General features: G+C 65.6%; 8 protein-coding genes and 2 pseudogenes. All 10 read right to left on the bottom strand.

Annotated features, from left to right (window positions below):
- Window positions 1–3: 3 nt before the first annotated feature.
- The 10 genes and pseudogenes from narH to IPK20_08475 all read right to left on the bottom strand — a co-directional run bounded on the left by narH (window position 4) and on the right by IPK20_08475 (window position 15524).
- Complete coding sequence (gene narH / locus IPK20_08520; GenBank protein ID MBK8016755.1) at window positions 4–1527, bottom strand: nitrate reductase subunit beta; 1524 nt, start codon at window positions 1525–1527, stop codon at window positions 4–6.
- Between the two features lie 16 nt (window positions 1528–1543).
- Window positions 1544–5290 carry a nitrate reductase subunit alpha gene (locus IPK20_08515; protein ID MBK8016754.1) on the bottom strand — a complete coding sequence of 1249 codons (3747 nt, stop codon included), beginning with the start codon at window positions 5288–5290 and terminating at the stop codon, window positions 1544–1546.
- 99 nt (window positions 5291–5389) lie between these two features.
- On the bottom strand, window positions 5390–6805 hold the full coding sequence (locus IPK20_08510) for a NarK family nitrate/nitrite MFS transporter (protein ID MBK8016753.1): 1416 nt from the start codon (window positions 6803–6805) through the stop codon (window positions 5390–5392).
- A 47-nt stretch (window positions 6806–6852) separates the two neighbouring features.
- The gene (locus IPK20_08505; protein ID MBK8016752.1) at window positions 6853–8121 is read right to left on the bottom strand and encodes a NarK/NasA family nitrate transporter; all 1269 of its coding nucleotides are present in this window, start codon (window positions 8119–8121) and stop codon (window positions 6853–6855) included.
- A gap of 296 nt (window positions 8122–8417) precedes the next feature.
- Window positions 8418–9575 (bottom strand): HD domain-containing protein, encoded by a 1158-nt coding sequence (locus tag IPK20_08500; GenBank protein ID MBK8016751.1) that lies wholly within the window; start codon window positions 9573–9575, stop codon window positions 8418–8420.
- 278 nt (window positions 9576–9853) lie between these two features.
- Window positions 9854–10501 (bottom strand): response regulator transcription factor, encoded by a 648-nt coding sequence (locus tag IPK20_08495; protein MBK8016750.1) that lies wholly within the window; start codon window positions 10499–10501, stop codon window positions 9854–9856.
- Window positions 10498–11352: a GAF domain-containing protein gene (locus IPK20_08490; protein MBK8016749.1), complete on the bottom strand. Its 855-nt coding sequence runs from the start codon at window positions 11350–11352 to the stop codon at window positions 10498–10500. Before IPK20_08490 ends, IPK20_08495 begins: the two co-directional genes overlap by 4 nt.
- 325 nt (window positions 11353–11677) lie before the next feature.
- A pseudogene (locus IPK20_08485) lies at window positions 11678–11830 on the bottom strand (HAMP domain-containing protein).
- A gap of 174 nt (window positions 11831–12004) precedes the next feature.
- Window positions 12005–12433: pseudogene (locus tag IPK20_08480) on the bottom strand (type IV pili methyl-accepting chemotaxis transducer N-terminal domain-containing protein).
- A gap of 1336 nt (window positions 12434–13769) precedes the next feature.
- The gene (locus tag IPK20_08475; GenBank protein ID MBK8016748.1) at window positions 13770–15524 is read right to left on the bottom strand and encodes a diguanylate cyclase; all 1755 of its coding nucleotides are present in this window, start codon (window positions 15522–15524) and stop codon (window positions 13770–13772) included.
- Window positions 15525–15540 lie beyond the last annotated feature (16 nt).

The raw sequence follows: 15540 nt of genomic DNA, 5'->3' as shown, positions 1-15540 counted from the left end.
CCTTCACTTCGCCGTGAGGGGGATGAACTTCTTCTTGGATTTGCCACCGAACAGGCTCGGCTCGGACACGCCGTCCGAGCAGCCGTTGCCGAACGAGAAGCCGCATCCGCCGCGCAGATCGAATGTGTTCTCCGCATACTCGCGGTGCGTCGTGGGAATGACGAAGCGGTCCTCGTAGTTCGCGATGGCGAGGTAGCGGTACATGTCTTCCACCTCGGCTGCCGTGAGACCCGCCTGCTTCAGGACTTCCGGGTTCTCCCGGTTCTCGACGTGGCGGTCCCGCATGTAGGCGCGCATGGCCAGCATGCGTTCCAGGGCGTCGGCCACCGGTTTCTCGTCGCCGGCGGTGAGCATGTTCGCGAGGTACTGCAGCGGAATGCGCAGGCTGCGCACGTCCGGAAGCGACCCGAACGTGCCCATCTGGCCGCTCTGCGCCGCCGAGGTGATCGGGGACAGGGGCGGCACGTACCACACCATGGGAAGCGTGCGGTATTCCGGGTGCAGGGGCAGGGCGATCTTCCACTCCATCGCCATCTTGTAGACCGGCGAACTTCTCGCGGCGGTGAGCCAGGCCTCGGGAACGCCGTCGCGCCGTGCCTGCTCGATCACTTCCTCGGCATGGGGATCCAGGAAGATCCCCAGTTGCGCCTTGTAGAGGTCGCGGGGATCGCTGCACGCGGCCGCCTGCTCGATGCGGTCCGCGTCGTACAGCAGGACGCCCAGGTAGCGGATGCGTCCGACACAGGTCTCCGAGCACACGGTGGGTTGGCCGGCCTCGATGCGCGGATAGCAGAAGATGCACTTCTCGGCCTTGCCGCTTTGCCAGTTGTAGTAGATCTTCTTGTACGGGCAGGCCGACACGCACATGCGCCAGCCGCGGCACTTGTCCTGGTCGATGAGGACGATGCCATCCTCCTCGCGCTTGTAGATGGAGCCCGACGGGCACGCCGCGACGCACGCCGGGTTCAGGCAGTGCTCGCACAGACGCGGCAGATACATCATGAACGTGTTCTCGAACTGCCCGTAGATCTCCTTCTGGACGTTCTCGAAGTTCGCGTCACGCGAGCGCTTGTCGAACTCGCCGCCGAGAATCTCCTCCCAGTTCGGCCCCCACTCGATCTTCTCCATCCGCTGTCCCGTGATGAGACTGCGCGGCCTGGCCACCGGGGGCGCCTTCATCTCCGGAGCGGTGTGCAGGTGCTGGTAGTCGAACGTGAAGGGCTCGTAGTAGTCGTCGATCTGGGGCAGGTGCGGATTGGCGAAGATCTTCATCAGCACCTGCCACTTGCCGCCGATGCGCGGTTCGATCCTGCCATTGCTCTTGCGAACCCAGCCGCCGCTCCAGCGTTCCTGGTTTTCCCAGTCCTTGGGATAGCCGATGCCAGGCTTGGTCTCGACGTTGTTGAACCAGGCGTACTCCATGCCCTCCCGGTTGGTCCACACGTTCTTGCAGGTCACCGAGCAGGTGTGGCAACCGATGCACTTGTCCAGGTTGAGGACCATGCCGATCTGTGCGCGTACTTTCATGATGTGTGTCTCCTGCTCACCGATCGCCCGAGGCGACCTCGTCCATCCAGTCCACCCTGGCCATCTTGCGCACCACCACGAACTCGTCCCGGTTGGTGCCGATGGTTCCGTAGTAGTTGAAGCCGTAGGAGAGCTGCGCGTAGCCGCCGATCATGTGGGTGGGCTTGAGCACGCAGCGCGTGACGGAGTTGTGGATGCCGCCGCGGGTCCCCGTGATCTCCGAACCGGGTACGTTCACGATCTTTTCCTGCGCGTGGTACATGAGGCACATGCCCTCGTTCACGCGCTGGGAGACCACCGCGCGGGCCGTGATGGCGCCGTTCACGTTGTAGAGCTCGATCCAGTCGTTGTCCTCGATGTCCGCCTTGCGCGCGTCGGTCTCCGACAGCCACACGATCGGTCCGCCGCGGGACAGGGTCAGCATGATCTGGTTGTCCGTGTAGGTGGAGTGGATGCCCCACTTCTGGTGCGGAGTGATGAAGTTGAGCACCACCTCGCGGTTTCCGTTGGCGCGCTTGCCCGCCACCGGTGCCACCGCCTTGAGATCCACGGGCGGACGGTAGGCGCACAGACCTTCGCCGAAGGCGAGCATCCACCGGTGGTCCTGGTAGAACTGCTGACGCCCGGTGAGTGTGCGCCAGGGGATCAGCTCGTGGACGTTCGTCCAGCCGGCGTTGTAGCTCACGCGCTCCGATTCGATGCCGGACCACGTGGGCGACGAGATGATCTTGCGCGGCTGGGCCTGCACGTCGCGGAAGCGGATCTTCTCGTCCTCCTTCGGAATCGCCAGGTGAAGGTGCTCCCGTCCCGTGATCTTCGACAGGGCCTCCCACGCCCTCACCGCGACCTCGCCGTTGGTCTCGGGTGCCAGCATCAGGATCACCTCCGCGGCGTCGATGTCGGATTCGATCCGGGGCATGCCCTGCGTGATCTTCGGTTCCGTGACCGGATAGTTGAGGGCGCGCAGATTGTCGACCTCGTGCTCGGTATTCCACGAAATGCCCTTGCCGCCGTTGCCCGCCTTCGTCATGAGCGGACCGAGCGCCGTGAACTTGCGGTAGGTGTTCGGATAGTCGCGTTCCACCACGGTGATGACCGGCGCGGTCTTCCCGGGCACGAGAGGGCAGTCGCCCTTGCGCCAGTCGTTCATCTCGAACGGCTGCGCCAGTTCGGCAGGCGTGTCGTGCATCAGGGGGGTGAGCACCACTTCCTTCTCCACGCCCAGGTGTCCCTGAGCGACCTCCGAGAACTTGCGGGCGATTCCCTTGTAGATCTCCCAGTCGCTGCGTGCTTCCCACACCGGATCCACGGCCGCCGAGAGCGGGTGGATGAAGGGATGCATGTCGGAGGTGTTGAGATCGTTCTTCTCGTACCAGGTGGCCGTGGGCAGCACGATGTCGGAGTACAGACAGGTCGTCGACATGCGGAAGTCCAGCGTGACCAGCAGGTCGAGCTTTCCTTCCGGCCCCTGCTCGCGCCACCGCACCTCCTCCGGCTTGCTCCCCCCTTCCACGCCCAGGTCCTTGCCCTGCACGCCATGCCGGGTCCCGAGCAGATGCTTGAGGAAGTACTCGTGTCCCTTGCCGGAGCTCCCCAACAGGTTGGAGCGCCACACGAACATGTTGCGCGGGAAGTTCGCGGGATTGTCCGGGTCCTCGCACGACATCCGCAGGCTCCCCGACTGCAGCGCCTCGACGACGTATTCCTTCGCATCCTTTCCGGCCGCCTGCGCGTCCTTGCATATCTGGATAGGGTTCGTCTCGAGTTGTGGAGCGGACGGAAGCCAGCCCATGCGTTCGGCGCGAACGTTGAAATCGATCAGCGATCCCTTGAAGTCCTTGCGGTCCGCCAGCGGTGACAGGATTTCACCCACATCCAGCTTCTCGTAGCGCCATTGGTCCGTGTGCGCGTAGAAGAAGGACGTCGAGTTCATCTGGCGGGACGGGCGGTGCCAGTCCAGGGCGAACGCCAGGGCCGTCCAGCCGGTCTGCGGGCGCAGCTTTTCCTGCCCCACGTAGTGCGCCCAACCGCCGCCGGACTGGCCCACGCACCCGCACATGAGCAGCAGATTGATCACGCCCCGGTAGTTCATGTCGGAGTGGTACCAGTGGTTCATGGCCGCGCCAATGATCACCATCGACTTGCCGCCGGTCTTCTCGGCGTTGTCGGCGAACTGGCGCGCCACCGTGATCACGTCTTCGGCCTTGACGCCGGTGATGCGTTCCTGCCACGCAGGCGTGTAGGGAATGTCCTGGTCGTAGGACGACGCAACGTTGCCCCCGCCCAGTCCCCGGTCGAGGCCATAGTTGGCGCACATGAGGTCGAACACGCTGGCGACGAGTGTCTCGCCTTCGACCAGAGCCAGCTTCCTCACCGGCACGTTGCGCACGAGCACGTCCGTTCCCTGATCGTTCGCCGCGAAGTGCGCCGTGGAAATTCCGCCGTAGTAGGGGAACGCGACGGCCGCAATGCTGTCGGCGGAACCGATGAGCGACAGGCTGAGCCTCACGTCGGCGCCGGTCGCGCCGTCGCGCTGCTCGATGTTCCACTTGCCCAGGTCTTCGCCGGGCTTCTGGTTCCAGCGGAATCCGATGGAACCGTTGGGCGCGACGACCTTGCCGGTGTGCTCGTCGAAGCCCACGGTCTTCCATTCCGGCTGATTCGCCTGTCCCAGGGTGTCGGAGAAGTCCGAAGCGCGGACGAAGCGGTCCGGCACCAGTCGTCCGTCGCGCTCGACCAGCTTCACGAGCAGCGGCATGTCGGTGTAGCGCCGGCAGTAGTCCTGGAAGTAGTCGGCCTTCCTGTCCAGGTGGAATTCACGCAGGATCACGTGCCCCATCGCCATGGCCAGTGCCGCATCGGTGCCCTGCTTCGGATGCAGCCACAGGTCGGCCAGCTTGGAGACCTCCGCGTAGTCGGGCGTGACCGCCACCACCTTGGCGCCCTTGTAGCGGACTTCCGTGAAGAAGTGCGCGTCGGGTGTGCGCGTCTGCGGTACGTTCGAACCCCACGCGATGAGGAACGTGGAGTTGTACCAGTCGGCCGACTCGGGAACGTCCGTCTGTTCGCCCCAGGTCTGCGGGCTCGACGGCGGCAGATCGCAATACCAGTCGTAGAAGCTCATGCACACGCCGCCGATCAGGCTCAGGTATCTCGAACCTGCCGCGTAGGACACCATGGACATGGCGGGGATGGGCGAGAACCCCACGATGCGGTCCGGTCCGTACTTGCGGATCGTGTAGACGTTGGCCGCAGCGATGATCTCCTGCACTTCGTCCCAGTTGGAACGGACGAAGCCGCCCTGCCCGCGGATGGACTTGTACGAACGCGCGCGCTCCTGATCTTCCACGATGGACGTCCACGCCTGAACCGGCCCCAGGTTCCTGCGCGCCTCGCGCCACAGACGTATGAGCCGGCCGCGCACCATCGGATACTTGATGCGGTTTGCGCTATAGAGGTACCAGGAGTACGACGCGCCGCGCGCGCAGCCGCGCGGCTCGTGGTTGGGCATGTCGGGCCGCGTGCGCGGGTAGTCCGTCTGCTGCGTCTCCCAGGTGACCACGCCGCCCTTCACGTAGATCTTCCAGCTGCACGAGCCCGTGCAGTTCGTTCCGTGCGTGGAACGGACGATCTTGTCGTGCTGCCACCGCTTGCGGTAGCCGTCCTCCCACGTGCGATCTTCGCGCGTGACCATGCCGTGCCCCTCGGAGAACTCCTCCGGGGTCTCGGTGAAGAAAAGCAGACGGTCGAGAAAATGGCTCATTCAGTGCTCCTGGAGGTCGGCGGGAATGACGGGATGGGGTCTGCCCGCGGTGCTTGTCTTGTTGTGTCCTGGCATGCGAAAGAAGGAGGCCGTGCCCGATCAGCAGGGCATCGGCGCGTTGCGGCGCGCGTACTGCCACCACGTGACGAGCACGCACGTCACGTAGAAGCCGATGAAGCAGTAGAGGGCCGCGGCCGGACTGCCCGTCATCGCGATCGACGTGCCGTAGCTCTTGGGAATGAAGAATCCGCCGTAGGCGCCGACGGCACCGGCGAAACCCAGAACCGCCGCCGCTTCCTTGTTGCCTTCCTTGACGGCCTTTTCACGCTGGGCGCCATCGCGGTTGCCCGAGGCGCGCAGATGCTCCGTGAGGAAGATGATCGGGATCATGCGGAAGGTCGAACCGTTGCCGATGCCCGTGGTGAGGAACAGCAGCATGAACATGATCAGGAAGCCCGTGAAGTTGCCGCCCTGACCCTGAACCGGAAGATAGAACAGGACTCCGACGACCCCTGCGGTCATGGCCACGAAGTTCCACAGGGTCACTTGCGCGCCGCCCAGCTTGTCGGACAACCATCCGCCGAAGGGCCTCACGACTGCTCCGACCAGAGGTCCCATCCACGCGAAATGCAGCGGATTCACCGCCGGGAACTGTGACTTGATGAGCAGCGGGAAACCGGCGGCGTAACCGATGAACGAGCCGAAGGTGCCGAGATAGAGCAGGCACATCAGCCAGTTGTGCTTGCGCTTGAATATCACCGCCTGGTCGGCGAACGACGCCCTGGCGTCGGCGATGTCGTTCATGCCGAACCAGGCTGCCGCGGCCGCCAGCGCGATGAACGGAACCCAGATGAAGGCTGCGTTCTGCGCCCACACCTCGACCGGCTGGCCGGTCTTGGCCGTGATGAACTGGGAGGCGCCGCCGATGAAGCCGAAGATCGGCATGGTGATCACGATGGGCGCGAGAAACTGGACCGACGAGACGCCCAGGTTCCCCAGGCCGGCGTTGAGGCCGAGGGCGGAACCCTTGCGTTCCTTGGGAAAGAAGAAGCTGATGTTCGCCATGCTGGAGGAGAAATTGCCTCCGCCCAGTCTGCACAGGAGCGCGAGGCCCAGCATCGTCGGATAGCTGGTCGTCGGATCCTGCACCGCCACGCCTATCCCCCCGGCCGGAAAGAGCAGCGACGCCGTCGACAGCGCCGTCCACCGGCGGCCGCCGAACACGGGCACCATGAAGGAATAGAAGATGCGCAGCGTCGCGCCGGAAAGCGCCGGTGCCGCGGCCAGCCAGAAGAGCTGGTTGGTCGTGAACCGGAAGCCGAGCCCGTTGAGGTTGACGGCCACCACGCTCCAGAGCTGCCATACGGCGAAGGCGAGAAACAGCGCCGGGATGGAGATCCATAGATTGGCATTGGCGATGGCCTGACCCTGGCGTTCCCAGAACTGCTTGTCCTCGGGCGTCCAGATGGTCAGCACGCGGGAGCGCCGGCCTTGGTTCAAGACTTGGGTTGTCATGGTGTTCTCCTGGAAATTGCGTCGTGGCGAGACGGTTCGGCGTTCCTTCAGGCCGCGCGGGGCCCGATGACTTCGAGACGCCGGACCTCTGTGAAGTACATCCAGATGAGGGAGACCCACACGACGCCGTACATCAACATGAAGCAGCTCGTCCGCACGCCCGTGAGATCCAGCAGCGCACCGAACAGGATGGGAAGGAGGAATCCGCCGAGCCCGCCGGCCAGGCCGACCACGCCGGACACCACGCCGATGTTTCCGGGGAAGTCGTCGGAGATGTACTTGAAGACGGAGGCCTTGCCGAAGGCCCACGCCATGCCCATGACGAACATGATGGCGGTGAAGCCCCAGGGGCCCAGTCCGACGTGGAACGTGCGGGGACCCTGCACGGTCTGGATGGTGAAGTCGGTCTGCGGGTAGGAAAGAAGGAACAGGCAGATCCAGCTCACCCACAGCACCCACCAGGTGACCATGTGCGCGCCCCACTTGTCCGACATCCACCCGCCCAGCGCGCGCAGCACGCCGCCGGGAAGCGAGAAACAGGCGGCGAGCAATGCGGCGATGCGGATGTCGAAGCCGTATTCGTTGAGGTAGTACTGGACCATCCACAACGAGAGCGCGACATAACCGCCGAAGACGATCGAGTAGTACTGGCAGTACTTCCAAACCCGCGGATCCCTGAGAACTGCAAGCTGCTGGCGCCATGTGACCGTGGCATCGACACGGTGCGCGGGATCGGAGTGCGTGAAGATCCAGAAGAGGACGGCCGTGACCGCCATCGCGATGGCGTAGACACGCGGCACCATGGTCCAGCCGGCGGCGACCACGATGGCCGGCGCCACGAACTTGGTGACGGCCGCGCCCGAGTTGCCGGCGCCGAACACGCCCATGGCGAGCCCCTGCCGTTCCTTCTTGAACCAGCGTGCGACGTAAGGCGTTCCCACCGAGAACGAACCGCCGGCCACGCCGACGAAGAGGCCCAGGACCAGGAAGTGCCAGAACTCCGTGGCGTAGGAGATGAGCCAGATCGGCACGACGGTGGCCAGCATGAGCGCGAAGAACACCACGCGGCCCCCGAACCTGTCCGTCCACATGCCCAGGGGCACGCGGACCAGGGAGCCCGTCAGGACCGGCGTGGCCGTCAGCAGACCGAATTGCGTTGCGTTGAGACCCAGCGTCTTCTTGATGGGAATGCCGATGACCGCGAACATCATCCAGACGGCGAAGCAGATGGTGAACGCGATCGTGCTTGCCACCAGTACCGATGTCTGCCGCGTTACCTGCGTGCTCACTGTGCTTTTCCTCCGCTTGTCATGCACGCAATTTACGGAGCGAACGCCGGCACCGGCATTCGCCGGAGGAACAGAAGACACGCGTCGGAAGGCGGAGCGGAGCTAGTACTTTTGAACTATCAAGTCCGGCGCCACACGAAAGCCGTGGCAGGAGCCCCGCAACCGGCGTACCCGTGCCGGGGTGCGCCGCCAGAGCCGGTCCGGCGCCTCAGGCGCGCGGGGCGGGACGGAGGTATAGAGCAAAAGGGGGCGGCGCTTGGAGTACTGCGACTTCGGCGGGCACGCCGCAACGGGCAGAACCGGAACTCGCGGACGCAGGGCTTTCAGTCCTCGCCTCGTTCAAGCGCCGGGTTCCAGAGCTGCAGGGCGTCGAACCCTTCCGGCAATGCGGAGCGCCCCGCTTCCTCGGTCACGGCAAACGCGAGCTTGCTGGTGAGCCGCTTGGAGTAGGTGGAGGTGAGGACGCCGTCGCGGGAACGCACCAGCCGCACGACTGGCGCCTGCGGATCGAGCGTCCGCTTGACGGCCATGGCCGTCTCGCCGTTCTTGAGCCGCACGACCGTCCCGGGAGGATAGATGCCGACGGCGCGCGCGAGCCGTGCGGCCACCTGCGTATCCATGGTCGGACCGGCGTCGGTGAGCAGCTTGCGCAAAGCGATGCTGCATGGCACGGCTGTGCGGTAGGCGCGCTCGCTCACGGTCGCGCAGAACTTGTCCGCCACGGAGATCACGCGGGCCGGGAGGCCGATCGCGTCGCCCGCAAGCTTGCGTGGATATCCCGTGCCGTCGTGGGCCTCGTGATGTTCCAGAACGGCCTGCAGGAGTACCGCGTCGTCGACGCCTGCCGCGGTCAGGCGGTCCACCGCGGCCTGGGGATGCCGGGCGATCTGCGATTTCTCCTCAGGGGTCATGGCCTGCCGGAAGAACAGCGCTTCCTGGACCTCCACGATCGAGAGGTTCATGGCGAGTGCGGCAGCCGCGGTGGCCGTGCGCACGTCGTCCGGAACTTCGAGATCGCCCAGAAGCACCTCGGACAGAACGGCCACATTGACCGACTGCCGGATGGCATAGGGCGAAGTCCGCAGCCACTGGATGCTCGCGATGGCGGCATCCACATCCAGGGACACCGCCCGGCGCAGCCGCATGGCGCAGTCGGCAAGGCCGCCGGGCAACCCCGCGTCGTTGCCGGAACCGAAGAGCGCCCCAAGATCGTTCCGGAGCGTTTCGAGTTCGTGGAAGACCGATACCTTCCTCCAATCCGCCGTCTGTGCTGCGTCACCTCCACGCTCCTCGCGCAGGCGGGCCACCGTCTCCGCCTCGCCCCAGATGCCTTCCTCGAGCAGACGCGCCAGCTGCCGCTCCGTCAGCACGACCTGCCCCCGGGCCAGCAGGAGCACGCCCGTGCGCGTGTACACATCCAGGGGAAGGGACTCGCCGGCGACCAGATCGCCCGCTTCGAGCTGAGTCCGCTCAGCGGCCACGACACGGGGCTCCGTTCCAGTTCGAACGAACAGCACCGGATCGGGCTGCGCCGGGCGCCACGCGACAGACCCGCAACCTGGCCGATGGTGGCGCGGAAACGGCCCGCGGCGGCAAGGAAAAGGTCAATGCGCGCAAGGACTGGCGACTGCGGGTACGTTCCAAAGGCACTTGTCGCATACCGGTGACAGGAAGCTTCAAGGCTACCGGCATCCGGTGAGCGCGTAAATCGGATCGATCAACGCATTCGAACCACGCCCCGGTCCGGGGACGGTCCCGTTCAGGAACCGGACAGACCGTGTTCCACGGCGAAGACGGCGGCCTGCACCCGGCTCTGGAGCTTGAGCTTGCGCAGGATCGACTGCACGTGGATCTTGACCGTGCTTTCGGCGAGGTCGAGCGAGCGCGCGATCTCCTTGTTGGCGGCACCCTTCGCGAGATAGCCGAGGATTTCACGTTCCCGCTGGCTCAGCACGGCAAGCGGAGAAGGCGATGCCGTCGCCATGTCCTTCACGCCCCGGACCAGCTTGCCGGTCATCTCGGGAGAAACAACCGAATCCCCGCGCACGGCGCGCTGGATCGCGTCGGCGAACGCGTCCACATTCACGTTCTTGAGCAGGTAGCCGCTCGCGCCGGCCCGGAGGCAGTCGAGGAGATCCTCGGCGTCCTCCGACACCGTCAGCATGATCACGCACACCTGCGGCAGTTCTTCCACCAGCACCTTGAGTGCCTCCTTGCCCGACATGCCCGGCATGTGCAGGTCCAGAAGGACCGCGTGGGGGAGGAGCTGATGCGCTCTCTTGATGCCGTCCAGCGCATCGGACGCTTCGCCCACCACCTCGAATCCCGGCTGGCGGGAAAGCACCATGCGCACGCCCCCGCGGAACAGCGCATGATCGTCGATCAGCAGCACGCGGATCGGGGTCATGCCACCTGCCTCGACAACACCGGCAGACTGAGCGTGACCGTCGTGCCGCGGCCCGGTACGGAAGCCACCTCCACGCTGCCGCCGACACGATGGGCACGCTCGCGCATGATCTGGAGGCCCACGTGCGTTCCGCCATCGGTGCCATTGCCCGTTGCGAAGCCGATGCCGTCGTCCGCCACCGAGAACCGGTACACCGGACCGCGTTCCATGCGGACGTGCACATGGTGCGCCAAGGCGTGCTTGCGGATGTTGGACAGCGACTCCTGGATGACATGGAGAATCTGGATCTGGGCTTCGGGTGGCGGCTCCACGCCCTCGCCCGACTCCTCGAAGCTCGTCGCGATTCCGGTCTGTCCCTCGAAACGCTCGGCGGCCTGCCGCAGTCCGGCGGCGAGTTCCGCATCGCTCACTCGCGCGCGGAAGTGCACCAGCAGTTCGCGCACGTCGTCGTAGCACTCCTGCACGCCGTCGCGCATCTGCTTCACCTCCTGCCGTGCCGAGTCCACGTGCCCGCGCTGCAACGAATCGTCCAGCATCTGCGCCTGCAGATTGAGGAAGGCAAGCGACTGCGCGATGGAATCATGCAGTTCCCGGGCGATGTGATTGCGCTCCTCGCTCACCGCGAGTTCGCGGGCTGCCGACCGCAGTCTTTCGTTCTCCAGCGCCGCACCGAGATGCTGGCCGACCATTTCGAGCAGGCGGATGTCGCGCTCCTCGAAGCTGCGGACCCGCCCGAAGAACAGATTGAAGACGCCGATCGCGCGGCCCGACAGCCGGATGGGGAACACGCCCACTGTCCGGAATCCCGCCGTCGCGCAGGCACGGGTTCCCTGGGGCGCGGAAAGATCCACCGAGATCGCTTCCGCAGAACGGTTGGCCTCGCCGCAGTCGCACAAGGCGGCGTGAGCGCATGTCTCCCCCTGCACGAACGGAGCGGGCAGCCCTTCCGATACCGCGACGGACAGACCCGGATCGCTCGTTGTTGAACCTGACCGCCCCGGCCTGGGCGCCGTAGCTCTTCATGAGTTGCTGAAGGAACCGCCGGCAGAGGTCCTCGGTATCGTTGCCATCGCCCAGCGCCGTTGTCACGGAATAGAGCGTGGAGAGTTCCTGATTCTGCGCCTCGAGCAGGCGCGTCTTGTCCTTCACTCGCGCCTCGAGAGTCGTGTAGAGGTTCTCGAGGTGGGCCGCCATGGCATTGAACGCCTTCGCCACCGTCCCGAACTCGTCACGGCTCTCCACCGGGACGCGAGCGGAAAAATCTTCCGCCTGGATCTGCTGGATGCCAGCGCACAAGGCCGTCACCGGACGGATCACCAGAAGAAACATGAGATAGATGAGCGTCACCGTGCCGATCACGGCCACCGCGATCAGTCCGAACTGCAGCGAGCGGAGCCAGCTCGTCGCATCGGCGTTCTCCTGCTCGATGGCATGCACGAGATCGTCGATGGAAGCGACGAACCGGGTGATCTCGCCAGCGAGGGCGGCCGTCGGCGGAGAAGCTGCCGATGGAGAAGCAAGCGCGCCCTGAACCGCAGGGAGGACGCTCTCCTGCCACCGCGACTCCACCACTGCCAGCCTTTCCGCGATTCCGGTGGCCTTGGGGAGGAACAGGGGGCGCGAGGGATCTCCTCGCTTGATGGTGGCAAGCACGGAGTCGAACTGCGCGAGTTCCGCCTCGATCGCCTGGCGCTGCGCCAGTGTCCTGCCGGTGTGCGCGTATTCGGAGAGCAGCATGCCGATCCGGTAGGACCTCATCCGCTGGCTGCCCATGTCGTTGATCGCGGCAGCTCCGCCTTCGAGCTTCCACGACTGCAGCAGAGTGAGCCCGATGGCCACCAGCCCGAAGACGAGTGCCGCCACGAGGATCCCCACCAGCTTGCTGGCGATGCTCGGGAACAGGGCGCGGGGGGAGGATTCCGGGATGCTCATGTACTTCGTGCCGCAGATGACTCGAAGGGAAGTGTACTTGCATCGGGCGGCGGCACCGGCACACGATCGATGCTGCAAGGCAACACGAGCGATGGAAACGGGCGAGCGCGCAGCCGGAGCAGGCTTCCGTCGGCGAAGCCGATGGATGCGAAGTGCGGAGTCGCGACGCGGGCCGACACGAAGCTCAGGCCGCAGGAACGACCCGGTTCTTCCCTTGGTGCTTGGCCTCGTACATGGCACGGTCGGGCAAGCGCGCAGCCGGAGCAGGCTTCCGTCGGCGAAGCCGATGGATGCGACGTGCGGAGTCGCGAAGCGGGCCGACAGCGGGCTCAGTTCGCAGGAACGACCCGGTTCTTGCCCTGGCGCTTGGCCTCGTACATGGCACGGTCGGGCAAGCGCGCAGCCGGAGCAGGCTTCCGTCGGCGAAGCCGATGGATGCGACGTGCGGAGTCGCGAAGCAGGCCGACACGAAGCTCAGGCGGCAGGAACGACCCGGTTCTTGCCCTGGTGCCTGGCCTCGTACATGGCACGGTCGGGCGAGCGCGCAGCCGGAGCAGGCTTCCGTCGGCGAAGCCGATGGATGCGACGTGCGGAGTCGCGGAGCAGGCCGACACGAAGCTCAGGCGGCAGGAACGACCCGGTTCTTGCCCTGGTGCCTGGCCTCGTACATGGCACGGTCGGGCGAGCGCGCAGCCGGAGCAGGCTTCCGTCCGCGATAGCGGATGGATGCGACGTGCGGAGTCGCGAAGCGGGCCGACAGCGGGCTCAGTTCGCAGGAGCGTTCTGCCCTGGTGCCTGGCCTCGTACATGGCACGGTCGGCGAGCGCGCAGCCGGAGCAGGCTTCCGTCCGCGACAGGATGGATGCGACGTGCGGAGTCGCGAAGCGGGCCGACAGCGGGCTCAGTTCGCAGGAACGACTCGGTTCTTGCCCTGGTGCTTGGCTTCGTACATGGCACGGTCGGGCGAGCGCGCAGCCGGAGCAGGCTTCCGTCGGCGAAGCCGATGGATGCGACGTGCGGAGTCCCGAAGCGGGCCGACAGCGGGCTCAGTTCGCAGGAACGACTCGGTTCTTGCCCTGGTGCCTGGCCTCGTACATGGCACGGTCGGGCGAGCGCGCAGCCGGAGCAGGCTTCCGTCCGCGATAGCGGATGGATGCGACGTGCGGAGTCGCGAAGCGGGCCGACAGCGGACTCAGATCGCAGGAACGACCCGGTTCTTCCCTTGGTGCTTGGCCTCGTACATGGCACGGTCGGGCGACGCCAGCCGGAGCAGGCTTCCGTCTGCGATAGCGGATGGATGCGACGTGCGGAGTCGCGAAGCAGGCCGACAGCGGGCTCAGTTCGCAGGAACGACTCGGTTCTTGCCCTGGTGCTTGGCCTCGTACATGGCACGGTCGGCCCTCTCCAGGAACGCCTCGTCCGTCTCTCCCTTCACGTACTGGGCCACGCCGGCACTGAAGGTGATGAGCACGCGTTCGTTGTCGTGGAGGAAGAACCGTTTCGTGAGTTCGCGCTGCAGCCGCGTCGTGATGGCGAGGGCGTTGTCGAGATCCGTTTCGGACAGGATGATGACGAACTCCTCTCCACCAAAGCGGGCGATGAGGTCGGTGGGTCTCACGGTCCGGCGAATGACGCGCGCCAGATGCACGAGCGCTGCATCGCCGGCAGAGTGACCGTAGGTGTCGTTGAGACGCTTGAAGTTGTCCAGATCGAGCAACGCGATGCACATCGGCTTGCCGGTGCGCTGGGCGCGAGCGATCTCCCGCGTCATGGCATCGTCCAATCCGCGACGATTCAGGGTCCCCGTGAGCTGATCCTCCCGAACCTTCTCGCTCACCTGCTCGAGTTCGGTCTCGAGCTGGCGCACTCGCCGGCTGGCAAGTTCGGCCTGCTGGCGCGCCGCCAGCAGATCGTCCCGGGAACGAAGCATGTCGACCTGCATGCTGCGGGTATCCAGCATGAGTTCCTCGACGATCGTCTTGAGGCTGTCGATGCTCTCGGTCGACGCGATGCGCTCGGAATAGCGCTCGATCTTCTGGTGGTATTCCACCGTGGTGCCGGTGACTTCTCCGAGCCGTTCGATGAACACCGATAGCAGGCTCTTCAGCGTCGACTTCGCATCCGAGAGGCTCGACTTGAGCTGGGACTGCTTGAAGATGACTTCCTTGAAGCCGCGCTCGGCTTCGCGCACCGCGCGCAAATCCACCGGCTTGCTGATGAGTTCGCGGAGGACGGCCACCTGCCCCTGCACCCACTGGTCATCCTCGACCAGTTCGTCCAGGTTGTCCACCACGAGGGCAAGCAGCCGCATCAGGTTGTCGATGAGTTCCTCGTCCGGCTCCACGCGCAGTTCGACCTTGAGCCAGTATTGCTTGAGCTGCTGCCCCACGCGGTTCCAGTCATCCGGCAATTCCGCCTCGCGGATCCGCCAGGCGATCTGGAACAGTTCGGAGTAGACGTCGGAATAGCGCTCGAGCCGGGGAGCGAGGCCGTTTTCCAGTGTGGCGGCCAGGAGCTCGCGCGCCTGCGAAAGGGCCGGGTCCACGGGAAAGGTCGCGGCAGCCGGGACACGCTCGAGACCATCGGCGGGCGGCGCATCCGGCAATGGCAGCGCACCGGCCGGGTTCTCCTGCCAGCTGCGCACGAGATTCTGCAGACGCACCGCGAGTGCCTCGTCGCTGGGCGCCGCCCCAAGGACACGATCCACCCCGTCGCGCTTGCGTGCGACCGTCCAACCGCGATGCGCGGCATCGATCTGACGGAGCGTCTCGCGGAAGACGGTGCCCAGCTGGCTGCCGCCCGTGCGCGACCCGCGGGCACAGAACGCCTGCAGGGCTGCCGCGGTCCCTTCGGCGTCGCCGGTCTGGAGCGATTTCACCAGTGCCCCCAGCGACTGATCGTCGGGGTGTCGCGCGCTCAGCGGCGCGACGACCGAGAGCAGCCGGTCGGTTGCCAGCGGCTCGCTGGCGGCCTGGCCGCCGATCTCGGCGTAGATCTTCCGGTAGTTCTCCGGTGTCGGCGCGAGACGGCGGGTCGCGAGGACCCGAAGGGTCTCGCGGGCGATGACGGTGGGATTGTCGGCTTCGGCCATGGATTCTTGTCGACGG

Source organism: Betaproteobacteria bacterium (genome assembly GCA_016713305.1).
Classification (GTDB): Bacteria; Pseudomonadota; Gammaproteobacteria; order Burkholderiales.
The sequence above is the reverse complement of the archived record's forward strand: the minus strand, read 5'-3'. Positions and strand labels throughout refer to the sequence as shown.

Excerpts from the sequence above, each read along its gene's own strand:
- narH (MBK8016755.1), bottom strand. The coding sequence starts at position 1,527 with ATGAAAGTACGCGCACAGATCGGCATGGTCCTCAACCTGGACAAGTGC.
- IPK20_08515 (MBK8016754.1), bottom strand. The coding sequence starts at position 5,290 with ATGAGCCATTTTCTCGACCGTCTGCTTTTCTTCACCGAGACCCCGGAG.
- IPK20_08510 (MBK8016753.1), bottom strand. The coding sequence starts at position 6,805 with ATGACAACCCAAGTCTTGAACCAAGGCCGGCGCTCCCGCGTGCTGACC.
- IPK20_08495 (MBK8016750.1), bottom strand. The coding sequence starts at position 10,501 with ATGACCCCGATCCGCGTGCTGCTGATCGACGATCATGCGCTGTTCCGC.
- IPK20_08475 (MBK8016748.1), bottom strand. The coding sequence starts at position 15,524 with ATGGCCGAAGCCGACAATCCCACCGTCATCGCCCGCGAGACCCTTCGG.